The organism is Alteromonas sp. ABD4_190, assembly GCF_056160105.1.
In genome coordinates, this window is the sequence record NZ_JBSWWN010000001.1 from 1066649 (window position 1) to 1079512 (window position 12864).

The 12864-nt window shown below is 45.2% G+C and carries 13 protein-coding genes; 6 read left to right on the plus strand and 7 right to left on the minus strand.

The window, feature by feature from the left end; genetic code table 11:
- Positions 1-22: 22 nt before the first annotated feature.
- The 4 genes from proC (at position 23) to ACXAFM_RS04720 (ending at position 4391) form a co-directional block, all read left to right on the plus strand.
- Positions 23-844: a pyrroline-5-carboxylate reductase gene (gene proC, locus ACXAFM_RS04705; protein WP_014950466.1), complete on the plus strand. Its 822-nt coding sequence runs from the start codon at positions 23-25 to the stop codon at positions 842-844.
- A gap of 20 nt (positions 845-864) precedes the next feature.
- On the plus strand, positions 865-1401 hold the full coding sequence (locus ACXAFM_RS04710; RefSeq protein ID WP_014950467.1) for a YggT family protein: 537 nt from the start codon (positions 865-867) through the stop codon (positions 1399-1401).
- Between the two features lie 95 nt (positions 1402-1496).
- Entirely contained in the window at positions 1497-1970 is a 474-nt protein-coding gene (locus ACXAFM_RS04715; RefSeq protein ID WP_474830512.1) for a DUF4426 domain-containing protein, read from the plus strand.
- A gap of 330 nt (positions 1971-2300) precedes the next feature.
- Positions 2301-4391: an oxidoreductase gene (locus ACXAFM_RS04720; RefSeq protein ID WP_474827362.1), complete on the plus strand. Its 2091-nt coding sequence runs from the start codon at positions 2301-2303 to the stop codon at positions 4389-4391.
- Here the strand turns inward: ACXAFM_RS04720 and ACXAFM_RS04725 are convergent.
- The 4 genes from ACXAFM_RS04725 to ACXAFM_RS04740 form a co-directional block, all read right to left on the minus strand.
- Positions 4388-4723, minus strand: coding sequence for a VOC family protein (locus ACXAFM_RS04725; RefSeq protein WP_474827364.1), 336 nt, complete (start codon positions 4721-4723; stop codon positions 4388-4390). The two genes, ACXAFM_RS04720 and ACXAFM_RS04725, sit on opposite strands and share 4 nt — an antisense overlap.
- A 209-nt stretch (positions 4724-4932) precedes the next feature.
- A complete protein-coding gene (locus tag ACXAFM_RS04730) occupies positions 4933-6777 on the minus strand; it encodes a DUF885 domain-containing protein (RefSeq protein WP_474827366.1) in 1845 nt (614 codons plus the stop codon).
- A 234-nt stretch (positions 6778-7011) separates the two neighbouring features.
- Entirely contained in the window at positions 7012-7653 is a 642-nt protein-coding gene (locus ACXAFM_RS04735) for a glutathione S-transferase family protein (protein ID WP_474833560.1), read from the minus strand.
- Between the two features lie 246 nt (positions 7654-7899).
- Positions 7900-8334, minus strand: a complete 435-nt coding sequence (locus ACXAFM_RS04740; protein ID WP_474827368.1) for an OsmC family protein — start codon at positions 8332-8334, stop codon at positions 7900-7902.
- A 422-nt stretch (positions 8335-8756) separates the two neighbouring features.
- Here ACXAFM_RS04740 and msrA point away from each other — a divergent pair, with 422 nt between their 5' ends.
- Positions 8757-9368, plus strand: coding sequence for a peptide-methionine (S)-S-oxide reductase MsrA (gene msrA, locus ACXAFM_RS04745; protein ID WP_474827370.1), 612 nt, complete (start codon positions 8757-8759; stop codon positions 9366-9368).
- A gap of 28 nt (positions 9369-9396) precedes the next feature.
- On the opposite strand, the gene ACXAFM_RS04750 is transcribed toward msrA, so the two are convergent.
- The 3 genes from ACXAFM_RS04750 to ACXAFM_RS04760 are packed head-to-tail and all read right to left on the minus strand — an operon-like array spanning position 9397 to position 10938.
- Positions 9397-9738: an AzlD domain-containing protein gene (locus ACXAFM_RS04750; RefSeq protein ID WP_131137618.1), complete on the minus strand. Its 342-nt coding sequence runs from the start codon at positions 9736-9738 to the stop codon at positions 9397-9399.
- Positions 9728-10450: an AzlC family ABC transporter permease gene (locus ACXAFM_RS04755; protein WP_474827372.1), complete on the minus strand. Its 723-nt coding sequence runs from the start codon at positions 10448-10450 to the stop codon at positions 9728-9730. Before ACXAFM_RS04755 ends, ACXAFM_RS04750 begins: the two co-directional genes overlap by 11 nt.
- Positions 10447-10938 (minus strand): helix-turn-helix domain-containing protein, encoded by a 492-nt coding sequence (locus ACXAFM_RS04760; RefSeq protein ID WP_474827373.1) that lies wholly within the window; start codon positions 10936-10938, stop codon positions 10447-10449. The genes ACXAFM_RS04755 and ACXAFM_RS04760 overlap by 4 nt, the downstream gene beginning before the upstream one ends.
- A 666-nt stretch (positions 10939-11604) precedes the next feature.
- Here ACXAFM_RS04760 and ACXAFM_RS04765 point away from each other — a divergent pair.
- A complete protein-coding gene (locus ACXAFM_RS04765; RefSeq protein ID WP_474827375.1) occupies positions 11605-12864 on the plus strand; it encodes an MFS transporter in 1260 nt (419 codons plus the stop codon).

Genomic DNA, 12864 nt, shown 5'->3' on the forward strand with positions numbered 1-12864 from the left:
GCAACCAACAAATAGGATTTACATGCAACAGAAAAAATTAGCATTTATTGGCGCGGGTAACATGAGCCGCAGCATCATCAGTGGTCTTATCAAATCTGGGTACGCGAAAGAAAACATCCTTGCGGCAAACCCTTCCACACCAAAGTTAGACGGCCTGAAGGCCGAGTTTGGTATTCACACCACACAATCTAATGATGAAGCCTGCCAATTCGCTGATGCCATAGTACTTGCGGTAAAACCACAAATAATGGGCGATATGTGCGGCGAGCTTCAGAAAAACAATGACCTTTCGGGCAAGTTGTTTATGAGCATTGCAGCTGGGCTGCCGGTAGCCAGATTGCAAGAAATGCTAGGTGGTGAATACCCTGTTGTTCGTATTATGCCAAACACCCCGAGCTTGTTAGGCAAGGGCATGTCGGGAATGTATGCCGACGACACGGTTTCTGAGTCAGACAGGCAATACGTTGACGATGTAATGAACAGCGTTGGCGAAACCGTTTGGGTAGATAAAGAAGAGGGTATTAACGGTGTTATCGCCGCAGCGGGCAGCAGCCCAGCTTATTTCTTCTTGTTCTTACAAAATATGCAGGAAGAAGCCATGAACATGGGCTTTGACAAAGCGCAATCTCGCTTAATGGTCCAACAAGCGATGTTAGGCGCAGCCGAAATGGTTTGTAACAACCCAGACCTTGAATTAAGCGAGCTTCGTGCCCAAGTTACGTCTAAGGGCGGCACTACCGCAGAAGCCGTTAATACTTTCATTAATGAAGGTTTAAAAGATATTGTTAGCAAGTCGATGCGCGCCGCCGTAGCACGTGCTGAAGAAATGGCAAAACAGCTATAACGTTTTAGGAAAAACACAACATGAACGCAACGGTATTTTTGGTTGATACCTTATTTAGCCTTTATTTGATGGTGGTTATTCTGCGCCTTTGGTTACAAATGGTTCAGGCAGATTTTTATAATCCACTCAGTCAATTTGTAGTAAAAGCAACCCACCCTATCGTGGGGCCGTTGCGCCGTATTATTCCGTCAATCGGCAGGTTCGACACCGCTACTTTTGTGTTAGCGGTAGCGGTATGCGCGCTTAAGCTAATAACCCTAGGGTTAATGTTTGGCGGTAGTCTAAACCCAGTCGGCATTGCAATTTTGTCAGTAATTGGCGTGATAAAAGAAACTCTGTCGCTAATGTTCTGGGTGTTGCTACTACGCGCTATTTTAAGCTGGGTCTCGCAAGGTCAGTCTCCGGTTGACTATGTGCTATATCAGCTAACAGAGCCGTTTTTAGCGCCAATACGCAAGGTTATTCCACCATTAGGCGGTTTAGACTTATCAGTGCTTATTGCCATCATCGCATTACAGTTTTTACAGCTTCTGATCCAAGACACTTTCCCTATGTAGCTAATGTCAGTTGAAGACACTGTTAGGGAAAGTGTTGGTTTTGCAGTTTGGTTCATAGAGTAAGACAAGCTGTAATGGGTAAAATTGAAAATAAGATGAAGGCAGAGGTAGTTTCTATCATGGGTAGAATAAAACAAATCAAAAAAGCTTACGTAGCACTTCTTGCGATGGCTATGTCATGCTTAAGCTTTTCCGCATTTGCCGAGCAGAAAAAAACGCTTGGCGAATGGGATGTACATTATATGGTAGTCAGTACGCCATTTTTGACACCTGAAGTGGCCGCTAACTACGGCATTGTAAGAAGTAAGTTTAATGCATTGGTTAACATTTCGGTGTTAGACAAAGTTTCCGGTGACGCGCAACGGGCAGACGTAACGGGTACGGCTAAGAATCTGTTAGGTAACTCGCGTAAGCTGACTTTTAAAAAGGTCGAAGAAGGTGATGCTATCTATTACCTTGCCGTGCTGCCATTTCGGGATCAAGAAACCTTCAGATTTGAGATTGACGTTCAAAAAGGGAGCAGCAAACAAACGCTGAAGTTCCAGCAAAAAATGTACGTAGACGAGTAATTTATAGGGCGAGCACTGCTTTAAAAATGCCAATATCATAAGTAAACGCTAACCTATAACGCATACATACTTGTGATGGAAAGCAATGATTAACGAAGCGAGATATCCATTAGCCCGGTATCTCGCTTTTTTATTATGTTAAAAATAGGGTACTGCACTTTACCAATTGAATGTGGTGGTAAATAATCAGAGCAACTGGTCGGGCAAGTTAGTGTGGTCGGATTATGTGTAACCATCAGCACTTAAATCACGAAAGACAGATGAGCACTGCGCCGCAGCAAAGAGCGACATGCACTAACTGCCTTCATAGCAAATAAAAAGAGAATAATTATGAATACGCCCTCGTCTCAGACTCAACCTCAAACCCTTGCTCCCCATTCTGCGAATACTTCAGAGCAGCAGTCACCTTTTTACCCTAACCTATTAGCCCCATTAAATTTGGGTTTTACTACACTTCGTAACCGCACACTTATGGGTTCGATGCACTTAGGCCTAGAAGAAGAAAAAGGCGGCTTTGATAAACTGGCAGCATTCTATGCCGAGCGGGCAAAAGGCGGTGCCGGGCTTATTGTGACTGGCGGCATTAGTCCTAACATTTCAGGTTGGGTTGCGCCCTTCGCTGGCAGAATGACGCGCTCTCGTCATGCCAAGAAGCACCGTGTTATTACCGATGCTGTGCATAAAGAAGATGGCAAAATTTGCATGCAAATTTTGCATTCAGGCCGTTATGGTTATCATCCACTTGCCGTTTCGGCTTCACCGATGAAGTCGCCCATTACCCCTTTTAAGCCTCGCGAATTGTCCTCACATGGCGTAAGAAGCACAATTAAAGACTACGTAAAATGTGCAGCCCTTGCCCAGCAAGCAGGCTATGACGGCGTGGAAATTATGGGTTCTGAAGGCTACCTCATAAACCAGTTTTTCTGTGAGCGCACCAACCATAGAAATGATGAATGGGGTGGCAGCTTAGAAAACCGCGCTCGCCTAGCGATTGAGATAGTAAGAGGTGTACGCGAGAAAGTGGGCACTAACTTCATCATTATTTATCGCCTGTCTATGCTGGACTTAGTCGAAGGCGGCGCTAAGTGGGACGAAGTTGTATATTTAGCCAAAGAAATCGAAAAAGCAGGCGCTACGCTAATTAATACCGGTATTGGATGGCACGAAGCGCGGGTACCTACTATTTCAACATCAGTGCCTCGCGCGGCGTTTACCTGGATAACCGAACGCATGAAAAAAGAGGTGTCTATCCCTCTTATTACCACTAACCGTATCAATACGCCTGAAGTTGCAGAATCGGTACTCGCACAAGGCCATGCTGATATGGTATCGATGGCGCGACCTTTCTTGGCTGACGCTCACTTTGTAGCGAAGGCTATGCGCAATGAGTCTAAGCTAATCAACACGTGTATTGCCTGTAACCAGGCTTGCCTAGACCATGCATTCGAACAAAAGCGTGCAAGTTGCTTGGTAAACCCACAAGCGTGCTACGAGACCGAACTTACCTTTACCCCTACTCACAACAAGAAAAAACTAGCGGTAGTAGGTGCAGGGCCTGCGGGTTTGGCGTTTTCCATGTATGCCGCAGAGCGCGGTCACGAGGTACATCTATTTGATAAAGCCAGTGAAATTGGCGGTCAATTTAATTACGCCAAGCAAGTGCCGGGTAAAGAAGAGTTTTACGAAACCCTACGCTACTTTGACAATCAACTTGCGAGAGTTGGCGTTAAGGTTCACCTTAACACCCAAGTAAACGTAGAGAACCTCTCAAACAAGGGGTTTGATGAAGTGGTGCTAGCCACCGGTATTAATCCTCGTACGCTTACAATTGAAGGGCACGACCACCCTAAAGTGATGAGTTATTTAGACATATTGCGCGATCACAAGCCAGTGGGCAAGAAAGTGGCTATTGTTGGCGCCGGCGGCATTGGTTTTGATGTGGCAGAGTTCTTGGTTGAACACGAGCATTTAGCCAAAGATAAAGAAAAATGGCTGGCGCATTGGGGTATAGATAAAGACTATGCTACACCGGGTGCACTAAAGGAAAAGGCCATAGAGCCTTCTGAGCGGGAAGTGTATCTGCTACAACGTAAAACGTCTAAAGTAGGTAAAGGGCTGGGCAAAACTACGGGCTGGATCCATAGGCAATCATTGAAACACCACAATGTTCAAATGATAAACGGCGTGAGCTACGAGAAAGTGGACGATGAAGGTCTGCACGTGCTGATTAACGACGCGCCTAAAGTACTGCCGGTCGATAACGTCATTGTATGTGCTGGCCAAGAGCCATTTAAGCCTCTGCAACAACCTCTAGAAGAGGCAGGATTTACCGTGCACATTATCGGCGGTGCTGACGTAGCGGCTGAACTTGATGCTAAACGCGCTATCCGTCAAGGCGCTGAACTGGCAGCGCGAATTTAAAACTGATCGAACATGATAGCGTTGCCGTCCGGGTCTTTAACAATTAGATGCCCGGGGCCGCTATCGCCTTTCACAGGAACGTCTAAAGCGATGCCTTGTTCAACTAGATTTGCCTGAAGTGCTCTAACATCGCTGGGGTTAAAAGTCATAATGTTGTCTTCAAACATACCTTCGAATAAGCCAATCATGGTGGTGCCGTTTTTCATCATTAACCATTTGTCTTCCACCGAGCCACATGAAGGCATAGCATCAAAGCCCAATGCTTCATAAAACGCTTTCGACTTGCTGATGTCCTTTACCGTTAAACTTAGCGAAAATAACCCTAATTCCACCTTATTCTCCCTTATATTTCGTAACCATTATTCACTTATACCAATTAATACTCTAGTGAAGCTTTTGAACAATATCACTGCCATTAGTCGCAAAAAGAAAAAAGCCAGTAATACTGAATATTACTGGCTTTACGTCAAATATCGGCTTTTTACTGTTCTTAACCTAACGCTGATTGCGCTGTAAAAAGTTTAAATAAAAATATTATTCCTTAACTTTTTTGACTAGCGATCCAGCGATCAATTTTCTGTTCAAGAATAGCAAGTGGAATGCCGCCCGTGTTTAACACTTGCGCGTGGAACTCACGGATATCGAAATCATCACCCAATGCCTTCTCTGCGCGCGCGCGCAATTCTTGAATTTTAAGCGCACCCACTTTGTAAGATAGCGCTTGCGACGGGATCGCAATATAACGCTCTACCTCGGCCACAACTTCTGTGCGGGTCATGCCTGAGTTATCAAGCATAAAGTCGATGGCTTGTTCGCGGGTCCAACCTTTCGCGTGAATACCTGTGTCTACCACTAAACGCATGGCGCGCAACTGCTCATCTTGAAGCGTGCCATAACGATTCCATGGATCGTCAAAGAACCCCATTTCATACCCTAGCGTTTCAGAATACAGCGCCCAACCTTCACCGAAGGCTGGTAGGAAGCTAAAGCGCATGAATGAAGGTAACGCTTCATTTTCTTGCGCTAGGCTCACTTGGAAATGGTGACCTGGAGCGCCTTCGTGTAGGTACAAGGTAACGTTGCCGGTAGTTAAGCGGCTAGGCAAATCGTAGGCATTAAAGTAGAAAGTACCTGGACGAGAGCCATCTGGCGTGCCCGGCTGATATGAGCCACCCGCACTGAATTGCTCGATAGCAGGGTCGTAGGGTTTTATTTCTAACTCAGACTTCGGCAACAGTGAAAAGTACTGATCAATTTTCTCATCAACTTCACGGCCAATATCGTAATAGCTCTGTGTTAGCGCTTCACGGCTTTCAGGCTTGAACTTAGGATCGGTACGTACATAGTCGAAGAATTCGTTTAATGTCCCTTCAAACTTTACTTCGTCCTTAATTTCAAGCATGTCATTTTTGATACGCTTAACTTCTTTTAAACCAAGGTTATGCAGTTCATCAGGCGTCATTGGTAGTGTCGTTGAATCTTCCACCATCAATTGATAAAGCTTTGCACCACCTTTCATATCGCTAAGGCCAATGCTTTCACGGGCAACAGGCAAATACTCATCGCGAAGGAAGTCGCGCATACGCGTGGTTGCATCGTAAATTTCTTGCGTCGCTTTCTCGTAGTCAGCGGTTAAACGGGCTTTTTCTTCGTCAGAGAAACTTTCTGGAAACATAGTAATTGGCCCCCAAAACTGTGACTCTTTAATTGGGATAGCCAGCTGAGTATCGAACTGCTTGATCACGCGATCGATTGTCAGCTTAGTTTCAAGAACACCGCTTTCCATGCCCTCGCGGAACTTTCCGATAGCGCGGTCAGAAATAGCAATGTAATCCTTATGGCGAGATAAGTTATTTTCGTAATCTTCTACTGTTTTAAATGGCGCTGCGCCCTTTCCGCTCGCGAAGGTCGGGTAGAAGGTGTGGAACCCACTGAAATGATTGATAGGACGCACTTCCGTTAGCGCTTCAATCTCGTCGGTAGACATTTTTAGCGAGCGCTCTTCGTTGTATTTAAATACGTCGTAGGCGAGTTTATCGGTGTCGCTTAACTTACTGCGGTCAATTTGTTTAAGCTCTGACAAATTCAGCAATGTCGCTGTCTTTCCCGCTAAAGCGTGAGAGTCTGTAAAGAAGTCGCCCATTCGGTCTGCGTAACGCATGTCGCCGCGAAAAATGGCCATAATTGGGTTTAGCTCAATATCACGCTGGTCAGCGGCTGCAAACAACGCAAAGAGTTTTTCGTGCTCAGACGCTTCTTTTGACACTGAAGTACTTTTCGATGAACTCTGCACATTTGCGTTGCCGTGTTCATGAGCCGCAGCTGAGCTAAAGCCCAGTGCCATGGTTACTGCACTACTTACAAGTAGTGTTTTGAATGCTTTCATTTTTTGTTCCCTTGTTATTTCTTCGCTGTTTTTGCTTATATTTCGCAAAAAAAAGCGCTGTCGTTATGTGTTTTCTTGATTCTATATACCGCGTGATAAGCACATTAAATCCTAATAATGCGTACCTGATGCCGATATCAGGCATACCGACGATACAATACAATTCAGCGTTTACTTAATAAGTCACAGGTTCACACGGTATCTATTCATGTAAGATTTTTCGGGCTGCACCATTTATTCAGGCAAATGAGCCATCTCTTTTCGCCACGCCCTCTCATACGCATCACGGCCTAATACACGTTGTGCGTACGCGGCTACATTGTCTGTTTTACCGTCTAGCGTGATATCTAGCTTGCTGCCTTTTGCCCACGCCAAAGTATGACCTGCTATTATGTCGGCCATGGTAAACATGGTGCCGCATACAAATTCTTTATCGCCCAACATAGAAGAAAATACTGGCAACACGCGCTTAAACTCCCACACCGCTATATCGCGCATTTGTTCAAGTCTTTGCTCTTTAGGTAATGCAAAGGTGTGCTTTGCCAAATTCCAAATCGGTTGCTCTAACTCATTGGTGAGAAACAACATCATTTCTTCATATTTGGCTCGCTCGAAGCTACCAGGCTCTGGAATGAATTCATGCATGCCGTGACGTTCAGCTAAAAAAGTGACGATAGCCGCCGATTCCGTCAAGGTACCTTCTGGCGTCGAAAGCGCTGGGATTTTAGAGGCAGGACTGATGGCTTTATATTCTTCTGACAGGTGTTTCCCCTGCTTTAAGTCAACCAAGTTGTAGTCAAAAGGTAAACCTAGCTCTTCCAGTGCCCATGCCACGCGAACCGAGCGGGTTTTCGGATAACCATAAAGTGAATACATGCTTATGTCCTTTGATAGCCTAATTGGTGCTAACTGTAAGTCGAATAGGAAAAAAGTGCTACTGACATATTGTTACTGAGTTTTAACACTGTAACTTCTGTATGACAGTGTCCATAACATGTTAAAAGAGGGTAAAAAAAGGATGTGGCAAAAAAGGCTGTAAAATGGTAGGTAACGCGATAGAAATAGTTCGCGTGTTCTTCTCCCGAAAAGCTCACTATTTCTATCAAAAAGTCGCTATGCGAATTAGCCCATATTCAATTGGTATTCCAATGTGATGTTGGCATTAAGAAGTTGAGATACTGGGCAATTTTCTTTTGCTTCCTGTGCAATTTTCTCAAACTCATCTTCGGTAATCCCTTCAACCTCAGCATCTAAGCTTAGTGCCGATTGAGTTATTTCAAAGCCGTCATCGTTTTTCTCTAAACTGATTTTTGCAGTGGTATTTAACTCGCCGTCATCGTATCCCGCGTCTGAAAGCGCAAAAGAAAGTGCCATGGTGAAGCAACTCGCATGTGCCGCACCAATCAATTCTTCGGGGTTGGTTCCCTTTCCATCTTCAAATCGCGTGTTAAAACCATATGGCTGGTTTAATAAAGCACCAGTTTCCGTTGAAATACTGCCCTTCCCTTTTTTACCTAAAGGTTTATATGCTGCACTACCTGATTTGACTATCGACATATCATCTTTCCTTTCGTTTTAACTAAACTGATTTTCATGTAGTTGGATAAGATGCAAGTGCTCTGCCGATTGTAATAAATCGCTCTATCCCTTGTCACAGAGGCTTTACAGCCCCGTCTTGTAAATGGACGATTTAAAGACAGTTCCCTTTTTGAAAGAAGACTACAGAATGAGATGAAAATTTTACTTACACCCTCCTAGTCTTTTTCTGAACCTATGATTTCGCGCCAAGCTTCGCAATGTGCGCTTAGAAAAAATGTACGCTTGTAAAACAAAATCGAATTAACTCGCTGCACCGCGATGAAATTAATTTCAGCTTAAACCGTTCTTTATTTGTTAACCGTATATGTTCGCAAACAAGGGCCTGATGACTTAAACGCGAAGGTCGCTACAAGGTTAAACCAACACATAAAAGGTGAGTGATGAAATTAACACTTTCTGCAGTTTTAATTAGCGCAGCGTTGAGCGCTTCGATTTTTACGCCATCAACAAGTGCCGACGAGGCCATATTAGCTGGGGGCTGCTTTTGGTGCATGGAGTCTGATTTTGAAAAGTTAGAAGGAGTTACCGATGTGCTGTCGGGGTTCACTGGCGGAAGCGCGCCAAATCCGACTTATAATGGCAACCACAAGGGACATTTTGAGGCGGTAAAGATCACCTACGACGGCGATATGCTTTCTTATAAAGATATTCTTGATCATTTTTGGGTAAACATTGACCCTTTTGATGACCGAGGTCAGTTTTGTGATAAGGGACCCAGTTACTTAAGCGCTATTTTTGTTTCGAACGATAAAGAACGTGCTATAGCAGAAAAAACAAAAGCTGACGTGGTAGCTCAGTTTCCCAACAAGAAGGTGGTAACGCCCATACTCGATGCTTCTACCTTTTATCCGATAAAAGGCGACGAAATTGGCCATCAAGATTTTTATAAAAAAAGTCCCGTTCGCTATAAGTTCTACCGATGGAACTGTGGGCGTGACCAGCGCTTGGAAGAAATTTGGGGCGAGAAAGCCTTGGGTAAGAATAAGTCTTAGCACAGCAACTTAACATCTACGCCCAACGCTAAACCAAAGCGATACCAAAAGCCACACCAAAAGAAAGCACGCCGCAAAACACTGGCAGCCCTAAGCTTTTGAATTTGCGCCAAACAAGCACAGTGACAACAGTGCCTATTGCGGTTGCAATCCAACTCGCCGCTGACGGTGCTTTTGGAATAAGTGACGCGCCTAGCATAGCGGCAATCATCAACGGCCCTAACACGCTTAGCCACGTAGGTAAACGCGCCTCAGTGTTGTTGGCCTTGTGTTTATTAAAGTGACGCTGAGTCCACAGCAACGGGCCTACGCGTAATGCATATGTCCCGATGGCTGCAACAACAATGGCTATCCAGATATCAACGTGCATGAGAATGCTTCCTTTCAACGTGCGAGGTAAGAAGATAAAAGGTTATCGCACCGCATAGTGCTGCCAATGGAATTGCAGCGTTTTTAAAGGCGCTGAGAGCTAAAAAGAGAGCCGCCGTCATTGTAACGAGCAAGGTAGCGCTCCACAATTTACTTGAGAATTTAGGCGCGAGTAGCACAAGGAAAAGTGCAGGTAAGGCAAAGGGCATCACGCTGTCTAATATTGGCCATTGTTGGGTAAGGGAGTCCCCTGCGATACCGCCAAGCGCCGTCCCTACTATCCAGCTAAGCCACGCCACCATAGATACACCTTTAAACCAATCTACCTTTTTAGCATCGTCCATTAGCGGCAAGCGAGTATGGGCTAGCGCAAAAATCTGGTCAGTAAGGCCGTGCATTAAATACGGCCAAGCTTTACTTTGCGGTAAATAAGGCACCAAGTTGGGCGCATAAACCACATGGCGCACATTAACTAATAACGTCATACAAACCGCTAACCAAAGTGGCGCACCTGATGCCACCATGGCTACCAAAAGAAACTGCGACGCGCCTGCGTAAATAAATATAGAAATTAGCGTGGCTTCCAGCGTAGAAAACCCGGCTTGAACTGCGATCACGCCAAATGAAATAGCTACAGGAATATAACCACCTAACAAAGGTAACCCGTCAATAACCCCTTGCTTGAGTCCGCTTTTTGATGAAAGTTGGCTCATTCCTTTGCCTCTTTGTGATAAACGATTGTGATAAGACATGTCGCCCACTCGTCTCCCGTTTTGTATACGTGAGGCAAATCAGCGTTAAATGCTAGACTTTGACCCGGATGCAGCCATTGAGTATTTCCACTATTCCCAGCTTCAAGAGAGCCGCTAACAACGGTAATCGTTTCTTCTGTTCCTGTGGCGTGAGCTTCTGCCTCTCGAAAAGTATTCGGTGCAACTGACATCCAATAAGCATCAACGTTCGGGGTACCTTGTCCTTGCTCAATTAAACGAACTTCTACCCCCTTTTCTCCAACGCTTGCACTAAGAGGCTGAACTAGCTGACCGAACGGAACGTCTAGTTGTTTAGCTAATCGCCAAATGGTGTCTAGCGTCGGGTTGCCATTGCCCTGCTCTAATCTTGAAAGGTTAGATTTAGCGATACCTGCCCCTGCTGCCAATTGCGACAGCGAGACACCTTTGTCTTGCCTGAGTTTCTGCAAATGCCTTCCGAGAATGTTGAGCGTTGATTGATTCACACCTTACCAACTTCATTTTGTTCCATTTAAAGAACGTTCTATATATAGAACACCTCAAAGTCAAGAAGTTTGTTTTCAATGGGGCATAGATACGGCGTTGTGCTCACGCCACGATTGGAAAACGTGACAAATGTTAAAAGATGACAAAGTGATGAACTAAAAGGTAACCAATATTTGTGCACAGAAAACAGTCACCTTCGCTTTTTTTAAACGCCCATTCTACTTTTTACGCAATATGATCCGGCGTAATTTATTAACAAAAGCACTACATTTAAATCGCTGAATTGATTAAGAAACCTTATCAGTTACCGTTACTTGCTATCTGAGCGATGCTACGATCTCTTGCATTAAACGAATACGAAAAGCACGAACCTGTGGGCTGTTGATCATTGCTAAATATTATCGATGGTTACTAAATATTATCGATGATAACGGCGACTATTCGAAGAGAACCGGCAAACATTCCGTTGAGCCGGTTTTTGCATTTCATCAAAGCGCTAGTCTGCTGAGAGTCTTTTACCTTTGATGAAACACAGACATTGTAAAAATGCACAGCAAAGCTAAACAGACCCTCGCTAAAACAGCCACTAAGTACGTGATTGATTGAACTCAATCAACAAAAGGACGTTTATGACGAATCAAACTGACAAGATTCTTTCTGACCAAGCCTCTTCAAAGCAGGCCTCTTCAGAGCAGCCCTCAGCATTGGGTGAATACTCACTGGCCACCATAACTTTTTGGCTGGCTTTCGGAACCTTTGTGATCGGTTGCAGCGAATTTGCGGCAATGGGTTTATTGCCTTACTTTGCAGAAGATTTTGGCATTACTGAAAATGTCGCCGGTCACGCAATTAGTGCTTATGCCATTGGTGTTGTAGTGGGCGCGCCGCTCATCACTATTTTCTTTTCTCGCCTTGCCCGACGTACCATGCTTATTTCAATGATGGTATTTTATGCTGGCGGAAACTTGCTAACAGCACTAGCGTGGTCAGAATGGACAATGAACATAGCGCGCTTTATTGCTGGCCTTCCTCATGGCGCTTACTTCGGCATTGCCATGCTCTTTGCTGCAGACATTGCCGGTAAAAATAAACGGGCGCAAGCGGTCAGTAACGTCATTTTAGGCTTGGCTATTGCCAATATTATTGGTGTGCCGTCAATTAGCGGTATTGGGCAAATGTTCGGATGGCGAACTGGCTTCTTTATTATTTCAGCCTTTGCCTTAGTTACTGCATTAATGGTTTGGAAAACCGCACCGTACCGCGGCCCTAATCCAGATGCCAAACCGCTAACCGAGCTTAAAGCGCTAAAAAACAAAAACGTGCTGCTGGTATTACTTATGGGCGCGATTGGCTTTGGTGGCATGTTCTCCGTGTATTCTTACTTCAGTGCCTCTTACCTCAATACAACCTCTTCACCTGAGTGGGGAATCTCGGCTACATTGCTTATCTATGGCATAGGCGTAACCTTGGGCAATATTATTGCAGGCCGCTATTCTGAAGGCAGGCTACTGACGTCAGCGATTACGTTTCAGGTTTTACTGGGCCTATCAGCTGCAGCTTACGCTGCGTCGATGGGGAATCCATACTTAATGGCAGCATCACTGTTTTTCATTGGTATTGGTGGTGGCATGGTGGTGCCGCTGCAAACAAGGCTTATGGACGTCGCTGGCGAGGCTCAGACTTTGGCCGGCGCCATGAACCATGCGGCTTTTAACACCGCTAATGCGCTTGGCCCTTGGTTAGCAGGAATGACACTGTCAGCGGGTTACGGCTATGCATCAACGGGTTGGGTAGGCCTAGCGCTTGCCGGTGGTGGTGTTCTGGTGTGGCTGGCCATTGTTATGACTGCTCGCAATACTCAAGTACAAACAGCAACCGTATCTGGTTAA

Coding starts and splice junctions, on each gene's coding strand:
- proC (WP_014950466.1), top strand. CDS start 23: ATGCAACAGAAAAAATTAGCATTTATTGGCGCGGGTAACATGAGCCGC.
- ACXAFM_RS04710 (WP_014950467.1), top strand. CDS start 865: ATGAACGCAACGGTATTTTTGGTTGATACCTTATTTAGCCTTTATTTG.
- ACXAFM_RS04715 (WP_474830512.1), top strand. CDS start 1,497: ATGAAGGCAGAGGTAGTTTCTATCATGGGTAGAATAAAACAAATCAAA.
- ACXAFM_RS04720 (WP_474827362.1), top strand. CDS start 2,301: ATGAATACGCCCTCGTCTCAGACTCAACCTCAAACCCTTGCTCCCCAT.
- ACXAFM_RS04730 (WP_474827366.1), bottom strand. CDS start 6,777: ATGAAAGCATTCAAAACACTACTTGTAAGTAGTGCAGTAACCATGGCA.
- ACXAFM_RS04735 (WP_474833560.1), bottom strand. CDS start 7,653: ATGTATTCACTTTATGGTTATCCGAAAACCCGCTCGGTTCGCGTGGCA.
- ACXAFM_RS04740 (WP_474827368.1), bottom strand. CDS start 8,334: ATGTCGATAGTCAAATCAGGTAGTGCAGCATATAAACCTTTAGGTAAA.
- msrA (WP_474827370.1), top strand. CDS start 8,757: ATGAAATTAACACTTTCTGCAGTTTTAATTAGCGCAGCGTTGAGCGCT.
- ACXAFM_RS04750 (WP_131137618.1), bottom strand. CDS start 9,738: ATGCACGTTGATATCTGGATAGCCATTGTTGTTGCAGCCATCGGGACA.
- ACXAFM_RS04755 (WP_474827372.1), bottom strand. CDS start 10,450: ATGAGCCAACTTTCATCAAAAAGCGGACTCAAGCAAGGGGTTATTGAC.
- ACXAFM_RS04765 (WP_474827375.1), top strand. CDS start 11,605: ATGACGAATCAAACTGACAAGATTCTTTCTGACCAAGCCTCTTCAAAG.